The sequence below is a fragment of the Amycolatopsis sp. NPDC058278 genome, from assembly GCF_042881395.1.
GTDB lineage: Bacteria > Actinomycetota > Actinomycetes > Mycobacteriales > Pseudonocardiaceae > Amycolatopsis.
Genome location: NZ_JBHVXZ010000033.1, coordinates 59712 through 84757, shown reverse-complemented (window position 1 = coordinate 84757; position 25046 = coordinate 59712). Strand labels below are relative to the sequence as shown.

Genomic DNA, 25046 nt, shown 5'->3' with positions numbered 1-25046 from the left:
CCCGGCGGCCGCGTGGGGCGCGGGGGCGGCGGGGCGGCGGTCTTGGGGGGCGGGGGGCCCCGCGCCAGACACGGTGCCGTTCCACCCCCCCCCCGCGCCGGTCAGCACGGCGAGCACGAGCGCCCGCCTGCTCATCGGGCGATCCCCGTGAGCGTGTGCGTCCAGGTGAAGGACGAATTCTGCGTGTAGTAGCCGTAGGTCGACCAGTTGTAGCGCTTGGCGGGGCCGGGGTCGCCCCAGAAGACCCAGTCGCCGCGGGTGTCGTAGCCGTAGAGGACGTGCACGTGGCCGCCGCCCGAGTTCCAGCCGACCCGGGTCTCGACGGGCTGGTTGGCGGCGGTCTGCGTCCGGACGTCGGCGTAGGAGATGCGGCGGTCGAGGTAGCGGCCCGGCGAGCTGAAGCCGAGCCGGGCGAACGCGCGCTGCGGGTCGGCGAGGGTGCCGGGGAGGTTGGCGCAGTCCACGCCGGTTTCACCGTGGGCCAGCTGGCAGAACCGCGTCTGGCTGACGACCGCGCCGTGGTAGGCGGCGATGGTGTTGCCCGCGCCGGCCCAGCACCACTGGTTCTTCTGCTGGAGCTGCAGGACGATCCCGGTCCGGTAGGTCGACGGCACTCCGGGCGCGGCTCCGGCGGTGACCGGCGCGACCAGGCACAACAGCAGGCTCACGGCCAGTACGGCGTGGACCCGGCTCGACTTCACCAGCACAGACGGCCTCCTGCGGAGGAGTGGGCGAACCAGCGGTGGTCACAACGGTGAACAACGCGGTCACAAGGAGCAAGAACGCCATCCGGAGGAACGGACCGTTCCGGGGCACAGCCGGAACGCGGAACAGTCACCATAACGAGGCCAACCACCCTGAACGGGGGTCGGCGGGGGCACTCTACGCTGCTACCGTGAACGTTCCGCGGTGTTCACGCCCAGCGCACACACTGGTCGGGTGAAGGGACGAGCGGTGGCACAAGACGGGAACCTCCCACTGATCATCGATGGCGCCCGCACGACCCGGGCATCGGTCGCCGAACTGCCGAAAGAGCTGACCGAGGCACTCCGCACCGGCGAGTTCCACCACGCCCTCCGGCTGGCGATCGCCTACCGAGGCCTCTCGCTCGCCCGGTTGCGGGCCCACCTCGCGCTGCGCGGGGTCCAAATCGGACAGTCGACGCTGAGTTACTGGCAACGCGGGCTGCGTCAGCCCGAGGTGCCGAAGGCGCTGCCGGCGGTCCGGGCCCTGGAATCGGTCCTCCAGCTGCCGGCGGACGCCCTGGTGGTGCTGATCGGGCCGCGTCTGGTCCGCCGCGGCCACCAGCCGGCGGCGTCGTTCCACGACCTGCGTTCCGGCGACATGGGCTCGATCGTCGAAGACCTGCTGGCCGAGCTGGGCGCGTACCCGTCGTCGAACCACTACAACGCGGACCTGGAGCTGCTGTCGGTCCACGACACGATCACGTTCGACGCGGAGCACCGCCAGGTCAGCCTGCGCACGCGGCTGGTGACCAGGGCACGCCGCCACGGCCCGGACCGGTATTTGACGGTGTACAACGGCGACCCGGGCTGCCGCATCGACGACGTCGAGCTGATCACGGACGAGGGCTGCCGGGTGGGCCGGATGCGCCGCAACCCGGACGCGGACACGATGGCCACGGAGCTGCTGTTCGACCGCAAGCTGGCCGAGGGCGACATCCACGTGTTCTGCTTCGAGGTCCGCGACGACTCCGGATCGGCGTCACCGGGGTACTACCGGATGCTGCGCGACCGCTGCGCGAGTTATCTGGTCCAGCTGCGCTTCGACCGCAACGCGCTGCCGGCGCGGTGCACCCGCCAGGTCCGCGCACGGGACGACGCCCTGCCGGTGGTGGCGGAGGAACTGGCCTGCGACATGGGCGGGGTGAGCAGCGCGTTCTTCAGCGACGCGGGACCCGGGCTGGCCGGGGTCGCGGTGGAGTGGAACTGAACGCCGTGTCGACCGCCTGATCACGCGTGTCGACCCTGCGATCACGCGTGCCGACCGTCTGATCACGACCGACCGTGCGGGAACGGACGACACGCGTGACGGGGAGGTCGACACGCGTGATCGAAGGGTCGACACGGCTGCGTCGCTAGTGGCCGCGGTGTTTGGCGCGGGACTTTGCTTTCGCCAGGGAGCGACGGCGGGCGGCCTCGGTGGCCGCCCGGCGCTTGCGGGCCGCTTTGTTCTCCGCCGCTCGCTGGGTGACCGCGTCGCGCAGGGCGCGCTGGGCGGCCGTGCCGATGCCTTCGTCCTCCTGGGTCTTCTTCGCCAGCTTCGCGAGGCGCTTGGCGTTGAGCCGGGCGGTCGGCCGCTGCTCGGCGGGGGTGGGCGGGGCCGCGCGGGCTTCGTCGGCCAAGCGGGCGAAGTCGCGGCCGGCCGCGAACGCCGCCAGCTCGGCGTTGGTGGGCTCAGTGCCGAAGACGTGGCGCGCCGCCCGGACCAGGCCGGCTTCGTGGATTTCGTAGACGCCGACCCAGAACCGGCCGTCGTGGTACAGCGTGAACACCCCGTGCATCGGGAAACCTCCAGGCGTGACGGATCAGCCTGGCGTCACCGGTTTCCCATGACGGGACAACGAGCCCTGCGCGGACCGCCCGGACTACCTACCGGGCCGTGAGGTTCGTGAAGCCAAGAACGGCACCAGACTACGCGGGAGGGCCGCCGACGCCGATCTCGTTTCCCTCGGGGTCGCGGTAGATGATCTCGCGCACGCCGTTGCCGGCGAAGAGGTCGACGCTCACAACACTTCGAACCCGTTGGCCTTGGCGGCATCGGCCTGCCGCTCGTCGCGGGTGACGAAGGTGACCGGCCCACCGTCGGTCAGCTCGGCCGTGGAATGCATCGCGACCGCGATGTGGATCGCGTCGAGCGTGCGCACCGGGTAGTTCTCGGTGACCAGTCGGCGCGCGGCGGGAATCACCCGGCCCGGGTTGAACGGGATCAGCACCAGGTCCCCGTCCGGCGAGGCGAGGTGATCGAAGTGCGCCAGCACCGCCGCGGGATCGGGGATGCGGCCGATCCGCTTGGCGGCCGTCATCGCGCCCGCGAATTCGATGCGGGTGAAGTCGCTGCTCATGATCGGGTCAGCACCTTCGAGGAGCAGCTCGCGGAACTTGCCGTGCTCCGGCTCGTCCTGCAGATAAGCGGTGACCAGCGCACTGGTGTCGACGTACAGCACGGTCACCACTCCCCTCGGGTCCAGTCGAGCGCTTCGCTCACGGCAGTGCCCCACCCTCGGGACAGTTCTTCGATTTCATCGAGCGTCGGCACGTGAGCCGGTGGCTCCACGTGCACGATCTTGCCTTCGGCGATCAAGCGCCGCTTCCACTCCGCTCGGGTTTCCGTCTTTGCCACTACGCCCCTCAACGCTTCCGTGACCAGGTCGTTCATGCTGCGCCCCTCGGCTTCGGCCAGTGCCTTCAGCCGGGCGTGCAGCTCGTCGTCGATCCTCGTGATCAACTGTTTCACGACTCCATGATAACACGTCACCCATTCGTGCTATCATCGTCACCAGCGCAGAACAAAGGGCCGCCCCGAACACTTTCGGGGCGGCCCTGACCAGCTAAAACGCGAAAACCTCAGTACCGGTAGTGCTCCGGCTTGAACGGGCCTTCGACGTCCACGTCGATGTATTCCGCCTGCTCCTTGGTCAGCTTCGTCAGCTCACCGCCGAGCGCGTCGAGGTGGATCTTCGCGACCTTCTCGTCCAGCTTCTTCGGGAGGCGGAACACCTCGTTGTCGTACTCCTCGTGCTTGGTGAACAGCTCGATCTGCGCGATCACCTGGTTCGAGAAGCTGTTCGACATCACGAACGACGGGTGGCCGGTCGCGTTGCCCAGGTTGAGCAGCCGGCCCTCGGACAGCACGATGATCGTGTTGCCGTTCGGGAAGATCCACTCGTCGACCTGCGGCTTGATGTTGATCCGGCGGATGCCCGGGTAGCGCGCCAGGCCCGCCATGTCGAGCTCGTTGTCGAAGTGGCCGATGTTGCCCAGGATGGCCTGGTGCTTCATCTGCGCCATGTGCTCCACCAGCACGACGTCCTTGTTGCCGGTGGTGGTGATGATGATGTCGGCCTCGGGCAGCACGCTCTCGAGCTTGCGCACCGCGTAGCCGTCCATCGCCGCCTGCAGCGCGCAGATCGGGTCGATCTCGGTGACGATCACCCGCGCACCCTGGCCGCGCAGGGACTCCGCCGCGCCCTTGCCGACGTCGCCGTAGCCGCAGACCACCGCGACCTTGCCGCCGATCAGCACGTCGGTGCCGCGGTTGATGCCGTCGATCAGGGAGTGGCGGATGCCGTAGCGGTTGTCGAACTTCGACTTCGTCACCGCGTCGTTGACGTTGATCGCCGGGAACAGCAGCTCGCCCGCCGCCGCCAGCTGGTAGAGGCGCAGGACGCCGGTCGTGGTCTCCTCGGTGACGCCGCGGATGCCCGCGCCGATCTTCGTCCACTTGTCCTTGTCCGAAGCGACCGAGGCGCGCAACAGCTCGAGGAACACGCGGAACTCGTCCGAGGTGTTCTCGTCCGGGGTCGGCACGACGCCCGACTTCTCGTACTCGGTGCCCTTGTGCACCAGCATGGTGGCGTCACCGCCGTCGTCGAGGATCATGTTCGGGCCCTCGCCGTCCCAGGTGAGCATCCGCTCGGTGCACCACCAGTACTCCTCGAGCGACTCGCCCTTCCACGCGAAGACCGGGACACCCTGGGGCTCCTCGGGCGTGCCGTGCGGGCCGACGACGATCGCCGCGGCCGCGTGGTCCTGCGTCGAGAAGATGTTGCAGGACGCCCAGCGCACCTCGGCGCCCAGCGCCACCAGCGTCTCGATCAGCACCGCGGTCTGCACGGTCATGTGCAGCGAGCCGGAGACCCGCGCGCCGCGCAGCGGGTAGACCTCCGCGTATTCGCGCCGCAGCGCCATCAGTCCGGGCATCTCGTGCTCGGCGAGGCGGATCTCCTTGCGGCCGAACTCGGCGGCATCGAGATCGGCGACGGCGAACTCGATGCCGTTGCGGGTCTCGTGCCGCTTGGCAACGCTTTCGGGGGTCATAGTGGCGATTCCTCCAAGACTCGATGACACCCGAACACTACCGTTGTCCGCTCGAGTGTCCCTACTGCTGTTAGGAGGCCCTTACCGTGCCCATGCCCGGTCCGGACACCCGTGTCGTGGAAATCCGCGTCGCCGGGCTCGTGGGCACCAGCGGGGAAACGCTGCTCGACGCGGTTTCGACCGTCGACGTCGCCGGCGACGGGCTGGGCCGCGTGATCCGCCCGGCGGACCGGCTGCGCCGCCCGGCGCCCGGCCCGGTGCTGCCGGCGCTGGGCCGGTCGATCCCCCGGACGCTCGAGGGCTACCTCTGGCACGGCATGACCTCGGGCGGCGCCGCGAAGGCCACCTGGGCGCTGCTGTTCCCGTTCTCCCTGGCCAACGTCGCGTTCTGGATGCTGCCGCCGGTGCCGCCGGGCCGCCGCCTCGCGCGCGTCCTCGGCACCGTGTGCCGCGGGCTGCTGCGCGTCGGCGCCCTGCTGCTGACGATGCTGCTGATCGGCCAGCTCGCGGCGATCGCGCTCGACCTCTTCGCCGCGCAGTGCCTCGCGCCCGGCTCGGGCTGCCTGCCGGTGGTCCCCGACGTGCTGCGCACGGCGGGCGCCCGGATCGCCGTCGGCGTGCTGCCGCTGCTCGTCGTGATCTTCGTCCTGCACCGGATTTCCAGCGCGACCTGGGCGGTGCACGCCGACGGCGACCTCACCGGCGGCCCGCTGCGGATGCGCGCCGACCCGGAGACGCCGGCCCTGCGCTGCCTGCACACCGTCGCGGCGCTGGCCACGGTCGCGCTGCTGCTGCTCGGCGGGCCGTTCCGCGTACCGGGCGACAGCGTCGATCTCGTTGTCTGGATCATCACACTGGCCGTGGTGCTCGCCACCGTCGTCGCCGCCGCGATCGGCGTCGACACCGGCCGGTTCGCCCGGCCCGGCGTGCTCGCCTTCGCGACCCTGCTGGTCGTCGTGGCCGCGGTACGGCTCGGGCTTGCGAACGGGCCGGGCACCGGTCCGCTGCCCGGCACGAACGGCGTCGTCGAAGGCCTCGGCGCGGCCCTGGTCGCCGTCACGGTGCTGTTCGCCCTGTTCCTCGCCCCGGCGGCGCTGCTGGCCCGGCCCGGCTGGAAGCACAAGCCGCAGCGGCTGCGGCCGTGGATGGGCGGCTGGGCGGCCGCGCCGGTGCTCGCGCTGGGCGGCCTGCTCGGCGGCGGGTTCGGGGCCGGGCTCGCCGAAGCGCTCCGCCGGCTTTCCGGGGCGGAACACCTGAAGGTGCCCGACACGTACCTGCTGGTCACCGTCCTGTGGGGCGCGGGCCTGGCGCTGGCCGCGGTGCTCGGCGTGCTGGGTTTCGCGGTCGCCGTCCCGCTGCGGCGGCTGCGGCGGGGCATCCCCGAGATCGTCGAGCTGATGGAGCACGACGAACGGCAGGAGGCCAAGGCCGCGGCGGCCTGGGCGCGCTCGGCGTGGGAACGGCGGCACCTGCACCACCTGGCACTGGCGGTCGCGAGCGCGATGTCCGCCGGCGGCGCGGCCCTGCTGGTCCTGCGGTTCGGGTTCGGGCTGGTCCCCGGCTGGTTCGGCCCGCTGTCCGCGATCGGCGTGGTCGCGCTCGGCGCGCTGGCCGCGGGCCTGCTGCGCGTGGTCTACACGGCCGCGCGCACCCCGCAGCGCAGCCGCCACCTCGGGGCGCTGGCCGACCTGGTCTGCTTCTGGCCGCGGGCCGCGCACCCGACGGTCCCGCCCTGCTACGCGCTGAAGGTCGTCCCGGAACTGGCCGCGCGGGCCCGCGAGCACCTCACCGAACCCGGCACGCGCGTGGTGCTCTCCGGCTACAACCTCGGCAGCCTGCTGACGCTCATGGCCGCCGCCCGGCTGGCGGCCGAACTGCCGGAAGCGGACCTCGAGCGCGTCGGCGTGCTGACCGCCGGGTCGCCGTTGCAGTGGGGCTACCAGCGCGCTTTCCCGGCGCTGCTGCCGCAGGAAGCGCTGGAACGGCTGTTCACCGACCTGGACGGCCGCTGGCGGGCGCTGTGCCGCGGCACCGACATCTTCGGCGGCGGCGTGACGACCTGGCGGCACTCGGTCGCCGACCGGCGGCTGCACGGCGTCGGGTTCCTCCCGGACGGCGGCTGCGGCCCGGTGTCGGCGGCGGCCGACGCCAACGGCGTCCTGATCCTCGGCGGCGACCACTGGCTGCCGGACCCGCTGCGCGGCCCGACCGGGCGGCACCGCTGGGCGCCGGGGGTGCTCAAGCACCAGGACTACGTGGTCGACGCCGAGTGGGACCACGCCGTCGCGATGGCGGCCGGCCTCGGCAAGCCGTCCTGGGGCGAGCAGGGCTCGCTGTTCGGGGACTTTCCCCCGAAACGGTGAAGGCCCCTCGCGCGCGGAGCGAGGGGCCTTCGACCGTGGACTAGCTCAGCTTCACTCGGAAGCCTTGCGGCGGAACTTCAGCAGCGCGAGCAGACCGCCACCGGCGGCCAGCAGCAGCGCGCCGACCCAGATCAGCCAGCTGTTGTCGAAACCGGTGTTGGCCAGGCCGCCACCGGTGCCCGACTCGTTGCCCGCCGGGACGACGGCCGCGGCGGTCGAGCTGGTCGGCGAAACGGAGGTCTCCGAAGTCGCCGGGGTGCTCGGCTTGGTGGTGGCCGTCGTGGTGGGCGGCGTCGACGTCTTGGTGGCCGGCGTCGTGGCGGGCGCGGTCGGCTTGGTGGTCTTCGAGCCGCACAGGAACCACTTGTCGATCTTCGGCTGGCTGCCGTTGAAGTTGAACGGCGCGCGCAGGTCGTTCCACGGCGCGTTCTTGTCGAGCTTCTTGCCCGGCGTGTAGTCGTTGAAGCCGTCGTCGCCGCCGACGACGACGATGCGGGTGACCGTGACACCCTCGTTGACCGACTTGATGTTCAGCCGGGTGTTGTTCTTGGTCAGCTCGGAGACGACGTCCTTCTGGTCGAGGACCTGGCCGTCGGCACAGGGTGTCGGCTTGCCCGGCGTCGGGTGGGGACGGTTGTCGTCGCTGTAGCAGGCCAGGGCGGAACCGGCGGTCCCGATCAGGGCAGCAGTGGTGAGCGCCATGACCGCCACGGCGCCGCGGAAGGAACGTCTGCGCATGAGTTCTCCAGTACCGAACGGGGATGAACGGCAAAATCGGGGGACGCGGCACCACTGAACGTGGGAATCACGCGGCTGTAATTCACCCGTCAGTGGCACACGAAGGATCGAAAGGTATCGCACGTCACCCAGCCGCTTACAGGGGGTCCCCCTTTGCGCACGAATCGCAAGATCCTCTTGATCAAGCCGTAACCTCCCATTGCGCAACCAAATGCAAAAAGCCCCGCCGACCTGGGCGTCCAGGCGGGCGGGGCTTCTATTGCGCAAGTCAGGCTTCGGGCGCCTTCACGGGTTCGTCGATCCCGTCGGCCTGCCGCTTGCCGAGCAGCGAATGCCGGCGGCTGTACCCGAAGTAGAGCACCACGCCCAGCACCATCCAGGCGAAGAACCGCAGCCAGGTCAGCACGGTCAGGTTCAGCATCAGCCACAGGCAGGCGAGGATGGCCAGGATCGGGATGAGCGGCACCAGGGGCACCTTGAACGCGCGGGGCAGGTCCGGCCGCGTCCGGCGCAGGATCAGCACGCCCGCCGACACGAGCACGAACGCGAAGAGCGTGCCGACGTTGACCATTTCTTCGAGCTTGTCGGCCGGGAAGAACCCGGCCGCCAGCGCGACCAGGCCGCCGACGATGAGCGTCGCGCGCTTCGGCGTGCCGTGCTCGCCGGTCTTGGCCAGCCCGCGCGGCATCAGGCCGTCGCGGGACATCGCGAAGATGATCCGGACCTGGCCCAGCATGAGCACCATGACGACGGTGGTCAGGCCGGCCAGCGCGCCGAAGGAAATGATGTTGGCCGCCCAGTCGACGCCGTTGGCGGAGAACGCCGTGGCGAGGGTCTTGTGGCTGCCGTCGCCCGCCTTGGTGGCCAGGTCCTTGTAGGACGTCATGCCGACGACCACCAGCGACACCGCGACGTAGAGCACCGTGACGATGGCCAGCGAACCCATGATCCCGCGCGGCACGGCCTTCTGCGGGTTCTTCGTCTCCTCGGCGGTGGTCGCGACGATGTCGAAGCCGATGAACGCGAAGAACACCAGCGAGGCGCCGGCCAGCAGGCCGAAGACGCCGAACGAGCTGCTCGCGCCGCCCGCGATCAGCGAGAACAGCGACTGGTCGACGCCCGTCTGACCGGCTCCGCCCGTCTCGCCCGGCGGGATGTACGGCGTGTAGTTGGCGCCCTTGATGTAGAAGAACCCGAGGATGATCACGAACAGCACGACGGCGACCTTGATCCCGGTGATCACCATGGACACCCGCGACGACAGCTTGGTGCCGACGGCCAGCAGCGTCGTCAGGACCGCCACGACGAGCAGCGCGCCCCAGTCGACGGTCACGCTGCCGACGTCGAACGTCGTCTTGGTGCCTTTGCCGAAGAGGTAGCCGAGCACCGTCTCGAGGTACACCGACCAGCCCTTGGACACCGCCGCCGCACCGACGGCGAGCTCGAGGATCAGGTCCCAGCCGATGATCCACGCCATGAATTCGCCGAAGGTGGCGTAGGAGAACGTGTACGCGCTGCCCGCGACCGGCACGGTCGAGGCGAACTCCGCGTAGCACAGCGCCGCCAGCGCGCAGGCGATCGCCGCGAACACGAAGGCCAGCGACACCGACGGCCCGGCGTAGTCACCCGCGGTGCGCGCGGTCAGCGTGAAGATGCCGGCACCGATGACGACGGCGACACCGAAGACCGTGAGGTCCCAGGCGCTCAGGTTCCGCCGGAGCTTGGTGTCCGGCTCGTCGGTGTCCGCAATGGACTGTTCGATCGATTTAGTGCGCCACAATCCCGTTCCGGGCACCGTTGACCTCCTGCGGCTGGCCTGCATGTATCGCAGTAAGTCACCCTATCGGGTCAGGCCGGTGACGGCTCACCGAAAAGGCCGATCTTCGGCTAACGCGTGAGGCTGCGGTCCAGGTCCGGTTCGAGGTAGATGAGCTTGGCCACGGGCACCTTGGCGCGGACGCGGGCCTCGGCGTCGTCGATGGCCCTGGCCAGCTCGGCGGTGTCGAGGCCCGGCACCAGCGCCAGCTTCGCCGCGACGAGCAGCTCGTCCGGGCCCAGGTACTGGGTGCGGATGTGGATGACGCGCTCGACCTTCCCCGCGGCGAGCTCGTCGACGATCGTCGCGAGGACGCCCTCGTTGGCGCCTTCGCCGATGAGCAGGCTCTTCATCTCGATGATGAGGATGATCGCGATGACACCGAGCAGCGCGCCGATCGCGAGGGTGCCGACGCCGTCCCAGACCGGGTTGCCCGTGACGACCGACAGCCCGACGCCCAGCAGGGCGAAGACGAGACCGAGCAGCGCGCCGGCGTCCTCGAGCAGCACCACCGGCAGCTCGGGTTCCTTGGCCTGGCGGATGAAGCCCCACCAGGTCGCGTTGCCCTTGATCTTCTTCGACTCGCCGATGGCGGTGTAGAAGCTGTAGCCCTCCAGGGCGACCGCGACGACCAGGATGATCACGGCGACGATCGGCGATTCGAGCGGCTCCGGGTGGCCGATCTTGTGGATGCCTTCGTAGATCGCGAAAGCCGAGCCGAGCGTGAAGAGCATCAGCGCGACGATGAAGGAGTAGAAGTACCGGTCGCGGCCGTAGCCGAAGGGGTGCTCCTTGTCGGCTTCCCGCTTCGACGTCTTCTGGCCGAGCAGCAGCAGGCCCTGGTTGGTGGTGTCGGCCAGCGAGTGCACGGACTCGGCCAGCATCGACGACGACCCGGTGACGAGGAAGCCGACGAACTTCGCGGCCGCGATCCCGGCGTTGGCCCCGAGTGCCGCGAGGATCGCCTTGGTTCCGCCTCCAGCTGACACGACCGCTCCCCTGGTAGGTCCTGAAATGTCCGGGTGGAGCCTAATGGGAACGCGCGGCGGCGACCGTCCCGACCGGGTGAACCGCGGCCGCCGGTTCTGTCGTACCCCTTCGCTACCGTGGTTTTTCCTGCCGACCACACCCGGGAAGGTGACATGGCGCACTTCGCCGTGCTCGGTCCGCTCGCCGTCGAGAGCCCGCCGGGCCGGTGGGCGGTCCTGCGCGGTGAGCGGCAGCGCACGCTGCTGGCCGTGCTGCTGCTCAACGCCGGCCAGCACGTCCCCGTCGACGTGCTGGTCGAGGCGCTGTGGCCGGACGGGCCGCCCAAGTCGGCCACGTCCAACCTGCACACCTACCTCTCGCGGCTGCGCGAGCGGATCGAGGGCCTGCGGGTCGAGCACGGCCCGCCCGGCTACCGGCTGCACGTCGAACCGGAGGAGCTCGACCTGCTCGTCTTCCGGTCCGCCGTCGCCGAAGGGCGGCGGACCGGGGATCCGGTGGCCGCCGCGGGGCACTACCGGCGGGCGCTCGCGCTGTGGCGGGGGCCGGTGCTGGCCGGGCTGCACGTGCCGCGGCTCGACGCCGACGTCGCCCGGCTGGAGTCCGAACGCCTCGCCGTGTTCGAGGACTGCGTCGACGCGGAGCTGACCGCCGGGCGGCACGGCGAGCTGACCGGCGAGCTGCAGGCCGTGATCACCGAGCACCCGCTGCGTGAACGGCCGGCCGCGCAGCTGATGATCGCGCTGCACCGGGCCGGGCAGCAGGGCGGCGCGCTGGAGGTCTACCGGCGGCTGCGGACCACCCTGATCGAGGAGCTCGGCGTCGAGCCCGGCGCGGAGGCCCGGCGGGTGCACGCGGCCGTCCTGCGCGGCGAAGACCCGGTGCCGGGGCTGCCACCGGCGGTGTGGCCGGTCTGCCAGCTCCCGCCGGACATCGGGGACTTCACCGGCCGCGACGCCGAGCTGGCGGAGCTGACCGGCGTGCTCGGGGCAGGCAGCGGCGTCCCGGTCGCGGTGCTCAGCGGCGAGCCGGGCGCGGGCAAGAGCACCCTCGCCGTGCGCGCCGCGCACCGGCTGCGCCCGCGGTTCCCGGACGGCCAGCTGTACGTGCCGCTGGCGGGCCGTGAAATCGGGGAGGTGCTGGCCGACCTGCTGCGGGCGCTGGGTGTCCCCGGCCCGGCCGTGCCGGACGACGTGCGAGCGCGCGCGGCGGTGTTCCGCGGCCGGCTCACCGATCGGCGGGTGCTGGTGGTGCTCGACGACGCCGTCGACCCCGAGCACGTCCGCACGCTGCTGCCGGGCACACCGGGCTGCGCGGTGCTCGTGACGAGCCGCCGCCGGCTGAGCGGGCTCGCCGGCGCGCACCGGCTGGCCGTCGGTCCCCTGTCCGGCGCCGACGCCGCCGAACTGCTGCACCGGCTCGCGGGGGCGCGGGTGGCCCGGGAGCGCGCCGACGCCGAGCGGATCATCACCGCGTGCGCGCGGCTGCCGCTGGCGCTGCGGATCGCGGGCAGCCGGCTGGCCATCCGCCCGCACCTGCGGCTCGGCGAGCTGGCCGGCCGGCTGGAGGACGAGGTCCGGCGGCTCGACGAGCTGACGGTGAGCGATCTCGCCGTCCGGAGCAGCATCGCGCTGAGCTACGAAGGCCTGCGGCCGCCCGCGCGGCGCGCGTTCCGGCTGCTCGGCCGGTGCCGCCTCGCCGACCTGCCGGCCTGGGCGGTCGCCACCCTGGTGGACGACCCGGACGAAGCCGTCGAAGAGCTCGTCGAGGCGAGCCTGCTGGAGGCGCGCGGAGCGGACGGGACGGGCGAAGGCCGCTACCGGATGCACGACCTCGTCCGGCTGTACGCGGCGGAGCTCACCGATCCGGCGCCCGGCGAAGGCCTCCGGACGGTGCTGGCGGCCACGCTCGCGCTCGCCGACGCGGCGGCGGCCCGGCTGCCGCGCACGGTGCCGATGCCGTCCCCGGCCCACGAGCCGCCCGCGCAGCCGTTGCCGGACGAGCTGGTGGAGCGGCTGCTGGCACGTCCGGACGACTGGTTCGCCGCCGAGCGCGCGAACCTCCTGGCGCTCATCGGCACGCTGGGCGCGCGGGACGCCCTGCTGCTGCTCGACCGGCTCGGCGTCTACCTGTACCTGCACGGGCAGTACGCCGACATGCGCGCGGCGTACGAGACGGTCTTGGACGCGGGCCCGCCGCTGGCGACGGTCGCCGAGGCCACGCTGACGCTGTTGCGGCATGCGCGTGGCGAGTACGAGGAGGCCGCCGTCCGCTACCGCGCGTGCGCCAAGGAACTGGAGGCCCACGGCGACCGCCGCACCCACGCGTGGGTGTCGGCGAACCTGGCGCACTGCTTGATCGGCCTCGGCCGCGCGGAAGAGGCCCTGCAGACGGCGGCCCACGCCCGCGAACTGTTCACGGTGGACGGTGCGCCGGCCGAGCTCGGGTGGGTCCGGGCCGCGGAGTCGGCGGCCCTGGTGCGGCTCGGCCGCATCGACGACGCCCGGGACGTCGACCGGACGGCACTGGCGGCGGCCCGCTCGACGGGCGACGCCCGGGTGATCGGCGAGGCGTTGCACGGGTTCGCGTGGTCGTCGCTGCTGACGGGCGACGACGCGGGCGCGGTGGCGGCGATCGCGGAGTCGGTGGACCTGCTGCGCGGCACGATGGCACGCTCGGCACTGGCGAAGTCGTTGCGCACCCGCGGCGCGATCTCGGCGGCAACGGGCGCGCGTGCGGAGGCGACGGCGGCGTTCGGCGAGGCCCGCGAGCTGGCGCGGGAGCTGCACGAGCGGCCACGCGAGCTGTCATGCACCCGGGCCTTGGCGGCGGCGTGGATCGGCGAAGGCCGGGCGGCCCAGGCGATCCCGGTGCTCCGAGCCTGCCTCGAGGAGTGCCGCGAGATGGGCGGCAGAGCGGCAACGGGTTTGACGTGGCTGGTGCTGAAGCGCGCGTACGAAGCCACGGGAGAGTGGGCAGCGGCGGAGGCGGCGGAGGCCGAGGCCGCGGAGCTGCTCGACCCGCGCGACGCCAGCGCGGCTGTGCTTCGCCGGGCGCTGCTCGCCCTCACCGAGCCGGCTTGACGGGCCCCTGGGGCCCACCTGGCCTCCCCGGGTCACTACGCACCGACCGCCCGGCGCCCACCTGGCCTGCTGAGCCACTACGCCGCACCGAACCGGCCTGCCGCGTTGCTCCCTCACCCGGCCTGATCTGCCAGGCGCCAACCTCGCCGAGTTGACCTGCCGGGCAAGACGGGAGTGCTGCCCCTCACCGCACCACCCGCCTCGCCTCGGCCGGCGGGGTTGGCCCCCCGAGGTGGTGCCGCCCCCTCGCGGCACCACCTCACGCCCACGGACGCCGGGCGGATCCGACCGGCGCCACCCCCAGCGGACCCGGCGGCGCGCATCAGCGCACCAGGGTCCCCCTTGGTGTCGATCGTGGCGGATGCCGCCACACGGAACGCACACAGAAACCCGCGCCCGCGCGCACCCGGACAGTCGGCTCGCGCACCCGAACGGTCGGCCCACGTGCTCAGACGGTCGGCCTGCGGACCCAGGCAGTCGGTTCGCGCACCCAGACGGTCGGTTCGCGCACCTGGGCGCCGGTTTCCGGGCCACCCCACCAGGCACGCGGGCCGACCCGGCGGGCACGCAGGCCGCCCCTCCAAGCACCCGAGGCGACCCCGCGGGCACGCAGGCCGACCCTCGATGTACGCGAGCCGACCTGCTGGGTCCGTGGGCCGACCCTCGATGTACGCGAACCGACCTGCTGGGTCCGTGGGCCGACCCTCGATGTACGCGAACCGACCTGCAGGGTCCGTGGGCCGACCCCGTGGGTACGTGAGCCGACCAGGTACGCGAGCCGACCCTCCGGGTACGTGAGCTCGCGTCAGGCGGTCCGGCGCGTCTCAGTCCTCGCAGTTGCCTGCGGTCGCGCGGAAGAGCTGAGCCCGCTCCCCGCCCAGCGCCCGGACGCGAACCGGCGGGTCCGCCGCCGGCAACCACACCGACTGACCCCGCCTGAGCTCGACCTTCTCGCCGTCGTCCGCCGTCACCAGCAGGTCGCCCGCCGTGCACAGCAGGATCTGGGGGCCCACGCTGTCGACCGATATCTCGTCGTCCTGGCCCGCCGCCCACTCCACGCGGGACAGCTCGAACTCCGGGGCGTCCGTGCGGTACACCGCCATGCGCTCCCCGGTGTCCCCGCACTGGACCGGCATCTCGCCGCACGCGAAGTCCACCACGCGCAGCAGCTCCGGGACGTCCACGTGCTTCGGCGTCAACCCGCACCGCAGGATGTTGTCCGAGTTCGCCAGGATCTCCACGGCCGTGCCGTGCAGGTACAGGTGCAGGTTGCCGGCCGGCAGGTAGATCGCCTCGCCCGCGCGCAGCGTCAGGCGGTTCAGCAGCAACGCCGCCAGCACACCCGCGTCGCGCGGGTGGGCCTCACCGAGCTCCAGGATCGTCCGGCACTCGACCGCGAACTCGCCGTGCTCCTGGACGTGCCGGACGCACGCGTCCAGGACCTCCGGCAGCAGCCGGTCCAGCGACGACTGCGGCAGTGTGATCCACGTCGTGAACAGCGCCCGCAGCCCGGCCGGGTCCGGCTGGGCCTCCAGCAGCCCGGTGTAGTTGGCCAGCCCCGGCGTCTCGATCGCCTTCAGCAGCTTCATCGTGCGGTCGGGAGCACGGAACCCGGCCAGCGCGTGGAACTCCGTCAGCGCGCAGACCAGCTCCGGCTTCGCCGTCGGGTCCGGGTAGTTGCGGTTCGCCGCGTCACGCGGGATGCCCAGCTTCTCCTCGCGGGCGTGCCCCTCCGCGGCCTGGGCCGCCGACGGGTGCGCCTGCATCGACAGCGGCTCCTCGGCCGCGAGGATCTTCAACAGGAACGGGAGCCGCCCGCCCCACCGCTTCGCGCAGCGCTCGCCGAGCTGGGTCACCGGGTCGGCGTCCACCAGCTCGAGCAGGCTCCGCTCGGTCCCGTCGGGCCCGATGGCGTGCGACGGATCACCCGGGTGGGCGCCCATCCACAGCTCGGCCTCGGGGTGCGGCGCGGGTACCGGACGGCCCAGCAGCTCGGGGATCGCCGTCCGCGATCCCCAGGCGTAGGGCCGCACCGCGTTGCGCAGCAGCTCCACTGTCACCTCAACTCCACTCCTTCGGCACCGGCCGGGGCCGGTGCTAGGCGGGTCTCACGCCGTTGCGGGCGCGAAGCGGCCCGCGCCGCCGATGCTGCCCGCCGCCAGCCCGAGATAGACCGCCGCAAGTTCGAACCGCAGTGCCAGCACCGCGGCCCGCACGATTTCGTCGGCCTCGATCTCCTCGGCCGGCGCGATGACGTCCGCACCGGGCAGCAGATCCTCGGCCTGGAAGCGCGCCGCGTCCGTGGCCGGACCGGTGCGCACCGAGAGCAGCAGCAGCCGGGTGGGGATGTCACCAGAGGAATCGTCCGGATCGGCGAAGATGTCACGCTCCGCGCCACCTGATAGCGCCGCCCGCCGCAATGCGGGGCGCGCCAGGGCCTGACGATAGTCCTCGACGTCGCACACCGTGGCCGCGTGGGCCGCGAACGCGTGCGCAGCGTGTTCACCGACGGCGACCGCGACCGGGTCCAGCCCCCACAGCAGCGGCACGCGGTCGGCCACCCGCAGGGCGAGCGCCTTGGCCGGGTTCTCGAACGAATCCCGGGCCAGGTAGTCCTTCCCGGCTTCGAGGTCCAGCTGGTCGGCGAGCGACTGGACGTCGGACATCAGCAGGCCCAGCGCGTTCGCGGTGAGCAGCCCGGCGGCCAGGCCGCGTGGGAACGCCAGCTCCGCCGGCACCGGGATGCGCGGCGCCAGCAGCAGGCCCTTGCCCGCCACCGCGGCCGCCACCGGCCCTTCCGACGGCGCCGAAAGCACCACCGAAGCGCCGTAGCGGGCGGCGCGCTCCAGCGATGCGGCGAGTTCGCGGTCCTCGGGGTCGTCGGTGTGCGCGAACACGACGTCGAGCGCGCCGATCCAGCTCGGCACCACCTCGGCGACGACCACCGGGACCGGGCACGACGGCGCCAGCAGGGCGGCCAGCAGCCGCGTGAGCGTGCGGCTCACCCCCGGCCGGTCGATCAGCACGACGGCACGCGGACGGCCCATGTCGAGCCGCTCGGACAGCTCCAGCTCCGCGGCCAGCTCGGCGGCCGCCCGCACCTGGGCGCCGGCCATCGCGGCGGCCCGGAGCAACCCCGCGCTGTCGGCCTCGGCCAGCCGCGCGGGGTCGTCGAGCAACGTGTCGTCAAGCACTGTCGGCATCGGAGGTTCCGTTGTCACCGGGAATGGTGGCTTCGTCCAGGAGCAGCACCGGGATGCCGTCACGGACCGGGTACACCCGCCCACACTCGGTGCAGGTCAGTGCGTCGGCCTCGGGGTCGTCCGGTGCGCCCGGCCGGAGCGGGGCGTGATCGGGCGACGGGCACGCCAAGATCTCGAGGAGCTGGGCGTCGAGCGTGATGGCCATGGTTCCTCCATACCACGCGGGGGACTGTGGTGAAGAGCACTTCAGGACACAGTTCGGCCCCGGCGCGCGCTTCTTCGGACGGGTCAGTTGCGGATGATCGCGAGCACTTCGTCCACCAGCGCCTGCACGGCCTCGGCGTTCGCGGCCTCGACGTTCAGCCGGAGCAGCGGTTCGGTGTTCGACGGGCGCAGGTTGAACCAGGCGCCGCCCGGCAGCTGCACGGTGAGGCCGTCCAGCTCGTCGAGCTCGACGCCGGAGCGGGTGCCGAAGGCGTCCTTGACGGCCATCATCTTCGCGACCTGGTCGTCAACCGTGGAGTTGATCTCCCCCGAAGCCGCGTAGCGCGAGTACGCGCTGGTCAGCTCGGACAACGGGCCCGTCTGCTCACCGAGGGCGGCGAGGACGTGCAGCGCCGCCAGCATGCCGGTGTCGGCGCGCCAGAAGTCGCGGAAGTAGTAGTGCGCGGAGTGCTCGCCGCCGAAGATGGCGCCGGTGCGGGCCATCTCGGCCTTGATGAACGAGTGCCCGACGCGGGTGCGGACCGGCTTGCCGCCGTGCTCGGCGACGATCTCCGGGACGCCCTTGGACGTGATCAGGTTGTGGATGATCGTGCCGCCCGGGTCCTTGGCCAGCTCGCGGACGGCGACCAGCGCCGTGATCGCGCTCGGCGAAACCGGCTCGCCGCGCTCGTCGACGATGAAGCAGCGGTCGGCGTCGCCGTCGAAGGCCACGCCCGCGTCCGCGCCGACCTCGCGCACCTTCGCCTGCAGGTCGACGATGTTCGCCGGGTCCAGCGGGTTGGCCTCGTGGTTCGGGAAGGTGCCGTCGAGCTCGAAGTACATCGGGATGACGTCGATCGGGAGCCCGTCGAAGACGGTGGGGACGGTGTGCCCGCCCATGCCGTTGCCGGCGTCGACCACGATCTTCAGCGGCCGGCTGCCCGACAGGTCGACGAGGTTGCGCAGGTAGGCGGCGTAGTCGGCGAGGACGTCCCGCTCGCTCACCGTGCCGCGCTGGCCCTCGAACTCCGGCACGCCCTGCTCGACTGTGTCGCGGATCTCGGCCAGCCCGGTGTCCTGGCCGACCGGCGACGCGCCCGCGCGGCACAGCTTGATGCCGTTGTACTTGGCCGGGTTGTGGCTCGCGGTGAACATCGCGCCCGGCAGGTTCAGTGAACCCGAGGCGAAGTACAGCTGGTCGGTGCTGGCCAGCCCGATGCTCACCACGTCGAGGCCCTGCGAGGTGACGCCCTCGGCGAAGGCGGCCGCGAGCCCCGGCGAGGAGTCGCGCATGTCGTGGCCGATCACCACCGACGGCGCCTCCGGCTTGATGAGCAGGGCGAACGCGGCGCCGAAGTCGCGGACGAGGTCCGCGTCGAGCTGCTCGCCGACCACGCCGCGAATGTCGTAGGCCTTCACGATGCCCGAAAGGTCTGGCACGCCGTCTCCCCGCGATTAGTCGTCACTGGCGCCCGCTGCGCCGCGCGGAAAGCCTACCGGCGAGGTGAGTGGCTTACGCGTTCAGGCGCGACCGGGCAGGACCCGCAGGTGGCCGCGGCGCCCGGACGGGCCCTCCGGCTCCGGCGCGGGCGGCGCGGGTTTGCCGGGGCGGCCGGCCTCGCGCACGGCCTCGGCCAGCGCGGTCAGTTCGTCGGCCGACGGGTCCGGCGCGGCGAAGGCCCCTTCGTGCCGGACGACTTCCCAGCCCTTGGGGACGGTCAGCCGCAGCGCGTGGGCTTCGCAGAGGTCGTAGGAGTGCGGCTCGGAGGCGGTGGCCAGCGGGCCGACGACGGCGGTGGAGTCGCTGTACGCATACGTCAGCGTGGCCACAGCTGGCTCGAGACAGCCAGTACGCGAACACTTCCGTACGCTCCGCACAAAACGAAACGATAGCGCGTCGCCGCAAGGTCTCCAGCGCGACACGCGCTGAACCGCGGTCGCATAGACTTCCGGACGTGGCGACGGCTCGTGATTACCGACAGCGGCGGCGCTCGCGGCGGGACCGGCACGGCCGGGGCTTGCGCGGGACGCTGTATCCGGCGACCCTGCCCGCCGCCGCGAGCCGTGCGGAACGCTTCGACGCACTGGTGCTGGACGCACTGGAGCCGATCGAAGCCCGCTGGCGCCACGAGCTGACGAAGCTCGACGTGGCGGTCGACGACGTGCCGGAGGTCCGTGAGAACGGCCACTCCCCGGCGGACGGGGTACTGCACGACGGCGCGGTGCCGTTGTCGCGCCTGGTCCCGGCGGGCGTCGACCGCACGGGGCTGCCGACGCGGGCCCGGATCGTGCTGTACCGGCGGCCGCTGGAGGCGCGGGCGAAGGACCCGTCGGAGCTGGCGGAGCTGGTCCACGACGTGCTGGTGGAGCAGGTGGCGGGCTACCTGGGCGTGGAACCGGACGTCATCGAAGGCGAGTAGCTCCCGGCCGGGGCAGGGGGTCGCTGGCGAGTAGCCACGGCCGGGCTGAGGGGCCGCAGCGAACCGCCGGCCGGCAACGCAAGCCGACTAACGACGTCACCAGACCTCCCCTGCCGCGGCAGAACCCGTAGTAGAAGCCGCGGCAGAACCCCGCGGTGCCGCTCTACCGCGGTAAAAGACAAAAGGCTGTCCTCGCCGGACCGGCAGGCTCCGGGATGGCCACCCCTCGCCGCTGCCCCCTCGCTTTCTCGAGGTGGGCCGCGCGGTGGTCATCCCGCCGCCTGATCGAGGCCTATCACTTTGAGCCGGGCCCGCAAGCTTCCGCTGTCCCCTCACGCTGCGCTGTGGGTTGCGGGCCCGGCTCAAAGTGATTTGACGGCCTCAGGCGACGGGATGACCACCCCGCTCCTCCGATTTACAAGCTTTGGGCGCGCGAGGGGCTGGGTACCCGCCGGGCCGGGACCGCCGTCAGGAGCGTGAACAGCGCCGCCGCCAGCTGGGCCAGCAGCAGGAGGTTGTGTTCTGTGCCCGGGTACTCCACCGTCACCTCGGCGGACGCCGGTGGCACCGATACCGCCACCTGGTGACCCCACGCCGGCACGATCGGCACCGGCTTGCCTCCCACCGCCGCCTTCCAGCCCGGTTCCTGCTCCGCCGCCAGCACCAGCAGCCGGCCCGTCGGGCCGTCGGACACGCGGACCCGCACGTCCGGCAGGTCCGCCCGGACCGGCGCCACGCCCGGCGCGTTCCCCGGGGCGCCGCCGCCCGTGACCGCCGCTTTCGCCTGCTCCGGAGAGATCAAGATCACCTGGGCCGCCGGCGGCAACAAGCGGAGCACCCCGCGGCCGTCGGACATCGGGGCGGCCACCGAGAGCAGGTCCTTCGCCAGCGGTGGGTACGCCTGCGGGTCCACGCCGGGCGGGAGCACCACGAACTGGACGCCCGCGGCCGCGGCCGCCGCGAAGGAGCGCTGGACCGCCGCCGCGTCGCCCTGGCCCAGGTCGCGGCGCCAGGCCGCCAGGCGGGCCGGGGTGCCGGGCGTCGGAGCCAGCTCGTCGTCGCCGTAGTGCGGGAGGCGGCCGCCGATCTGGCGCGTCGCGTCCGGGGCCAGGTCGAGCACCGACCGGCCGGACGCCGTCAGCTCGGCCGCGACCTCCGGGGCGAGCGACGGCCGCTCGCCGGCCCGCAGCGGGCCCTGCGAGCCCACGACCAGCGCGCCGGTGGCCAGCGCCAGGAACACCGCCACGCCGGCCACCGCCATCACCTTCGGCAGCCAGGTCGCCGGGACGCCGGTCGTGCCGCCGCGCTGCCACGACCCGAGCACCACCCACAGCAGCCCGGCGCCGACGATCAGCAGCGGCACGCCCGCGTAGCCGTGTGACGGCGCGCCACCCTGCAACGGGGCCGCCGTGACCAGCCGCACCAGCACCAGCCCGCCCGCGCCCAGCGCCGCGAGCGCGAGCCCGCCGGCGGCGAGCTTCGTCGGCCGGACGACCACCGCCACCAGCGCCGCGGCGATCACCGCGACACCGATCGGCCAGGCGCCCGGCCCGCCGGGGTCGAGCCCGGCCAGATCGGTGCCGGAGACCACCGGAGCCGCACCGCCGAGCCCCTGCACGAGGAGTTCCGGATGCTTCAGCAGCACCGTCGGCCACGGGAGCAGCAGGGCCAGCGGCAGCAGCACCACGATCCCGACCGACGCGATCCGGCGTGCCAGCCCGGTCGGCGCGGGCAGCACGACGAACCCGATCAGCAGCCCGGCGAGCGCGAGCCCGTGCGCCAGCGGCGAAAACGCGCCGAGCAGCGCCACCCCGAACGCCGACAGCGCGGACACGTGCAGCCAGCGCGTGTCCGCGTGCACGAGCAACCCGGCGATGCCCGCGGCCACCAGCGGCAGCACCAGGTGCACGACGACGACGTCGAGCCGGCCCTGCGCCACGCCCGCGGTCGCGGCCGGCAAGAGCGCGTACGTCGCCGCGACGACCGCGCGGACCCAGCGGCGCACGCGAAGCCGCCGCGTCGCCGCGTACGCGCTCAACGCGGCCAGCGGGATGTCGCCGAGGAGCAGCACGGCGACCAGCGCGGCCGGGCCGCCGATCGGCGCGAACACCGCGCCGAGCGCGCCGAGCACCGGCAGGGTGGCCGACGCGGGCGCGCCGGTGCCGCCCGCGATCGCGTGCCACGGCGTCAGGTACGACGTCCAGAGCTCTCCCAGCCCGGCGACCGGGAGCAGCTTGCCGCCGAAGAGGTCGAGGCCGAGCCGGGCGCGGTTGACGAACAGCCCGAGCGCGGTCAGCACGACGAGCAGGACCACGGGCGGCGCGAAGATCGTGGCCGCCAGCACCCGGCGGCGGTTCACCTCGACGAAGACGAGTTCCGGTTCCGGCTCTTCGGCTTCGGGGGCGTCTTCGGCGGCCGGTGCCGGGGTTTCCGGCAGCGCGACGGCGACGAGCGTGCCCGGCCGGCGCAGCCCGGACCCGCGCGAGCTGATGCCGCGCAGCGCGCCCGCGGGCAGCGCGTCGGGGCCGACCGGACGGGTCTCGCGGGCGTCGAGCGCTTCCGGCGTCACCCACGCCGACTCGGTTTCGACCGTCTCGGGCACGCGGCCGAGCGCGACGTCGTTCTCGACACCGCGGCGCACCAGACCGACGACGCCGGCGCGGACGGCGTTGCGCAACCGCGTCCAACGTCCGGTGAAGAGCCCGCGAACCGTGCCCGGCCGCGGATTCCGCCGCCGGCGGGCGCGCGCGGCGCGCAATCCGCCGCGTCCACTGAGGAGGTACGCGACGGCGGCGAACTCGGCCCGCGCTTCCCCGGCGCGGCGCAGCAGGACGAAGGCCAGCGCGCGCAGGACCGCGAGCACCGGGAGCCGGATCATGCCGAGCCAGAAGGAAAACGGCGAGCAGTTCACCAGGAACACGCGCAGCCCGTGGGCGCGGTTCGCGGCGGTCAGCGGGCCGGGGAGCGCGTCCGCCGCCCGCCGGCCGGTGGTCACGGCGCGGGCGTGCCGCACCCGCGCGAGCGGCACGGACAGGACCACGCCACCGGCCGCGTTGGCGCGCCAGCCGAAGTCGAGATCCTCACGCAGCAACGGGAAACCGGGGTCGAAGCCGCCGAGGGAGTCCCAGGCGTCGCGGCGCACGAGCGAGCCGGCGCTGGGCACGGCGAGCACCGCCACCGGGTCCTCGCCGGTCGTGGCGACCTGCTGGCGGTGGCCGGAGGTGTCGGTGGACAGGCCGGCTTCGACGATCAGCCGCGGATCGGTCCAGTCGAGACCGAGCGAACCCAGCACGGTGGCCGACGGTTCCTTCGTGGCGACGTGCAGGAGCTGCTCGAGGCAGTCGGGGTCGGGCGCGCAGTCGTCGTGCAGCAGCCACAGCCAGGAACCGGGGTCGCCCCAGCGCTCGGTGGCGTGCCCGACGGCTTCGGCGACCGCGGCCGCGAAGCCGGTATCACTCGGCAGCGTGATGACCCCGGAGAGGACGGGGGAAGAATCCAGCCCGGGATCCTCGGCGGCTTCGGCGAGCAGCCGCGGGGTCGCGTCGGTGGAGCCGGTGTCCACGGCGAGAACGTGCCGGGGCCGGACGGTGCTGCGGCGCAACGCGGAAAGCGCCAGCGGCAGCCAGTTTTCGCCGTCGTGACAGACCACAATGGCCAGAACGGGCGCGGTGCGCGGGACGGGCGGCGCGGCGGTGCGGGGCAACGAACGCTCCAGATCAGGCGGCAGTCGGTGCGGCCACCCTACGGCCCCGACCCGTCACCCGATGGTGAACCCACGCCGAGCGCCCCGCACAGCGGAATCACCGGTGACGCCGGGCATCACCGGTGATTCGCACTAGACAGCACGCTTTTTGAGCTTGCGGCGCTCCCGCTCGGACAGACCGCCCCAGATGCCGAAGCGTTCGTCGTGGGCCAGTGCGTACTCGAGGCACTCGTCCTTGACCTCGCAGCCCAGGCAGATCCGCTTGGCTTCGCGGGTGGAACCGCCCTTCTCGGGGAAGAACGCCTCCGGGTCCGTCTGCGCGCACAGGGCGCGTTCCTGCCAATCCTGCTCTTCTTCCGTGGCATCGATGAGCTCGGTGAGATCTCCCAGAGCCTGCTCCGGGATCTCGCCCCAACTCATGACCTGCCCCCATTCCTTCCCATCGGCTTCCAACCGCACGTCCGCCTCCTCGCTCCCTAGCACTCCCCAGGCTGGCGGTGGTGAAACGACACTCGCCGTCCCCTCTCGGCGGCGAATGACATCACTGTGATTACACCCGTGTAGTGCGGTCAGGTCAAGCGGAGTAGCGAGTTCGGGGGACGTTCCGGCCCGATCGCGCAAGGGGACACGCCGGTAACTTCACACCGGGCATACGGAAGACTGGAGCACGTGCAGAAGTCAGCAGTGCGCCCCAGCCCGGTCTTCCTCGGCATCCTCGCGCTCACCGTCGCCGGTGGCGCCATGGCCGCGTTCGGTGACATCAACACCGTTTTCGTCCGCGACCGCGACCCGCTGCTCATCGCCGGCGTGGTGATCTTCGTCGCCGCCGGCTGGGTGGCGTCGCTGTCGCTGCACGAGTTCGGGCACGCGATGGTCGCCTACCGCGGCGGTGACTACAGCGTCGCCCACAAGGGTTACCTGACGCTGGACGTGCGCAAGTACACCGATCCCGTCCTGTCGATCATCCTGCCGCTGATCTTCCTCATCATCGGCGGCATCCCGCTGCCGGGCGGCGCGGTCTGGATCAACCGCGGGGCGCTGCGCTCGCGCGGGACGTCGTCGTGGGTGTCGCTGGCCGGGCCGCTGAGCAACCTCGCGGTCGGGGCGGCGCTGGCCCTGGTGGTCGCGCTGGTCCCGATGGCGGGCGGGCTCGTGATCGCGATGTCCTACCTGGCGCTGCTGCAGGTCGTGACGTTCCTGCTCAACATCCTCCCGATCCCGGGCCTCGACGGCTGGGGCGCGATCGAGCCGTACCTGCCCGCGCGGGCGCGCGAGCTCGGCGCGCGCGTCCGGCCGTGGGCGCCGATCATCCTGTTCGCGGTCCTGTGGTTCTTCCGCCCGGCGAACACCGCGCTGTGGGAAGGCTCCTACGCCATCTTCAACGCGTTCGGCGGGTACGTGGACGGCGCGAAGATCGGCTTCAGCGTCTTCCAGTTCTGGAACTGAGGTTTGGACCGGGCGCCGCCGGG

Annotated in this window: 20 protein-coding genes; 5 read left to right on the top strand and 15 right to left on the bottom strand. The window is 72.3% G+C overall.

Annotated elements, in window-relative coordinates; all coding sequences use genetic code 11:
• Positions 1–131: 131 nt before the first annotated feature.
• Positions 132–707, bottom strand: coding sequence for a papain-like cysteine protease family protein (locus ACFVYA_RS19375; protein WP_285986097.1), 576 nt, complete (start codon positions 705–707; stop codon positions 132–134).
• A 247-nt stretch (positions 708–954) separates the two neighbouring features.
• On the opposite strand from ACFVYA_RS19375, the gene ACFVYA_RS19370 reads away from it, so the two are divergent.
• Positions 955–1953: a hypothetical protein gene (locus ACFVYA_RS19370; RefSeq protein WP_003085563.1), complete on the top strand. Its 999-nt coding sequence runs from the start codon at positions 955–957 to the stop codon at positions 1951–1953.
• Positions 1954–2098: 145 nt separating this feature from the next.
• Here ACFVYA_RS19370 and ACFVYA_RS19365 read toward each other — a convergent pair whose 3' ends face one another.
• The 4 genes from ACFVYA_RS19365 to ahcY form a co-directional block, all read right to left on the bottom strand.
• Entirely contained in the window at positions 2099–2524 is a 426-nt protein-coding gene (locus ACFVYA_RS19365; protein WP_387046617.1) for a YjdF family protein, read from the bottom strand.
• A 222-nt stretch (positions 2525–2746) separates the two neighbouring features.
• The gene (locus ACFVYA_RS19360) at positions 2747–3193 is read right to left on the bottom strand and encodes a type II toxin-antitoxin system VapC family toxin (RefSeq protein ID WP_387046615.1); all 447 of its coding nucleotides are present in this window, start codon (positions 3191–3193) and stop codon (positions 2747–2749) included.
• Entirely contained in the window at positions 3190–3477 is a 288-nt protein-coding gene (locus tag ACFVYA_RS19355) for a toxin-antitoxin system HicB family antitoxin (protein WP_387046613.1), read from the bottom strand. The genes ACFVYA_RS19360 and ACFVYA_RS19355 overlap by 4 nt, the downstream gene beginning before the upstream one ends.
• 110 nt (positions 3478–3587) lie before the next feature.
• Positions 3588–5060 carry an adenosylhomocysteinase gene (gene ahcY / locus ACFVYA_RS19350; RefSeq protein ID WP_285986101.1) on the bottom strand — a complete coding sequence of 491 codons (1473 nt, stop codon included), beginning with the start codon at positions 5058–5060 and terminating at the stop codon, positions 3588–3590.
• Between the two features lie 92 nt (positions 5061–5152).
• Here ahcY and ACFVYA_RS19345 point away from each other — a divergent pair, with 92 nt between their 5' ends.
• Entirely contained in the window at positions 5153–7423 is a 2271-nt protein-coding gene (locus tag ACFVYA_RS19345) for a hypothetical protein (RefSeq protein WP_387046611.1), read from the top strand.
• 51 nt (positions 7424–7474) lie between these two features.
• Here the strand turns inward: ACFVYA_RS19345 and ACFVYA_RS19340 are convergent, their stop codons facing one another.
• The 3 genes from ACFVYA_RS19340 to ACFVYA_RS19330 all read right to left on the bottom strand — a co-directional run bounded on the left by ACFVYA_RS19340 (position 7475) and on the right by ACFVYA_RS19330 (position 10966).
• Positions 7475–8161 (bottom strand): LPXTG cell wall anchor domain-containing protein, encoded by a 687-nt coding sequence (locus ACFVYA_RS19340; RefSeq protein WP_387046609.1) that lies wholly within the window; start codon positions 8159–8161, stop codon positions 7475–7477.
• Positions 8162–8429: 268 nt separating this feature from the next.
• A complete protein-coding gene (locus tag ACFVYA_RS19335; RefSeq protein ID WP_387046608.1) occupies positions 8430–9956 on the bottom strand; it encodes an amino acid permease in 1527 nt (508 codons plus the stop codon).
• A 92-nt stretch (positions 9957–10048) separates the two neighbouring features.
• Positions 10049–10966, bottom strand: a complete 918-nt coding sequence (locus ACFVYA_RS19330) for a cation diffusion facilitator family transporter (RefSeq protein ID WP_387046606.1) — start codon at positions 10964–10966, stop codon at positions 10049–10051.
• Between the two features lie 153 nt (positions 10967–11119).
• On the opposite strand from ACFVYA_RS19330, the gene ACFVYA_RS19325 reads away from it, so the two are divergent.
• The gene (locus ACFVYA_RS19325; protein WP_387046604.1) at positions 11120–14047 is read left to right on the top strand and encodes a BTAD domain-containing putative transcriptional regulator; all 2928 of its coding nucleotides are present in this window, start codon (positions 11120–11122) and stop codon (positions 14045–14047) included.
• An 824-nt stretch (positions 14048–14871) separates the two neighbouring features.
• Here ACFVYA_RS19325 and manA read toward each other — a convergent pair.
• From manA to ACFVYA_RS19300, 5 genes are all read right to left on the bottom strand, one after another.
• Entirely contained in the window at positions 14872–16101 is a 1230-nt protein-coding gene (gene manA / locus ACFVYA_RS19320) for a mannose-6-phosphate isomerase, class I (RefSeq protein WP_387046621.1), read from the bottom strand.
• A gap of 54 nt (positions 16102–16155) precedes the next feature.
• The gene (locus ACFVYA_RS19315) at positions 16156–17250 is read right to left on the bottom strand and encodes a hypothetical protein (RefSeq protein WP_387046602.1); all 1095 of its coding nucleotides are present in this window, start codon (positions 17248–17250) and stop codon (positions 16156–16158) included.
• Positions 17234–17455 carry a Trm112 family protein gene (locus ACFVYA_RS19310; protein ID WP_387046601.1) on the bottom strand — a complete coding sequence of 74 codons (222 nt, stop codon included), beginning with the start codon at positions 17453–17455 and terminating at the stop codon, positions 17234–17236. The genes ACFVYA_RS19315 and ACFVYA_RS19310 overlap by 17 nt, the downstream gene beginning before the upstream one ends.
• An 83-nt stretch (positions 17456–17538) precedes the next feature.
• Positions 17539–18894 carry a phosphomannomutase/phosphoglucomutase gene (locus ACFVYA_RS19305; RefSeq protein WP_387046599.1) on the bottom strand — a complete coding sequence of 452 codons (1356 nt, stop codon included), beginning with the start codon at positions 18892–18894 and terminating at the stop codon, positions 17539–17541.
• Positions 18895–18975: 81 nt separating this feature from the next.
• Positions 18976–19332 carry a DUF3499 domain-containing protein gene (locus tag ACFVYA_RS19300; protein WP_285986112.1) on the bottom strand — a complete coding sequence of 119 codons (357 nt, stop codon included), beginning with the start codon at positions 19330–19332 and terminating at the stop codon, positions 18976–18978.
• 77 nt (positions 19333–19409) lie between these two features.
• Between ACFVYA_RS19300 and ACFVYA_RS19295 the strand changes: the two genes are divergently transcribed.
• On the top strand, positions 19410–19874 hold the full coding sequence (locus ACFVYA_RS19295; RefSeq protein WP_004559274.1) for a metallopeptidase family protein: 465 nt from the start codon (positions 19410–19412) through the stop codon (positions 19872–19874).
• A 415-nt stretch (positions 19875–20289) separates the two neighbouring features.
• On the opposite strand, the gene ACFVYA_RS19290 is transcribed toward ACFVYA_RS19295, so the two are convergent.
• Positions 20290–23577, bottom strand: coding sequence for a glycosyltransferase (locus ACFVYA_RS19290; protein ID WP_387046597.1), 3288 nt, complete (start codon positions 23575–23577; stop codon positions 20290–20292).
• A 132-nt stretch (positions 23578–23709) separates the two neighbouring features.
• On the bottom strand, positions 23710–23997 hold the full coding sequence (locus tag ACFVYA_RS19285) for a WhiB family transcriptional regulator (protein WP_161790928.1): 288 nt from the start codon (positions 23995–23997) through the stop codon (positions 23710–23712).
• Positions 23998–24261: 264 nt separating this feature from the next.
• Here ACFVYA_RS19285 and ACFVYA_RS19280 point away from each other — a divergent pair, with 264 nt between their 5' ends.
• Positions 24262–25023, top strand: coding sequence for a site-2 protease family protein (locus tag ACFVYA_RS19280; protein ID WP_285993946.1), 762 nt, complete (start codon positions 24262–24264; stop codon positions 25021–25023).
• Positions 25024–25046: the final 23 nt, after the last annotated feature.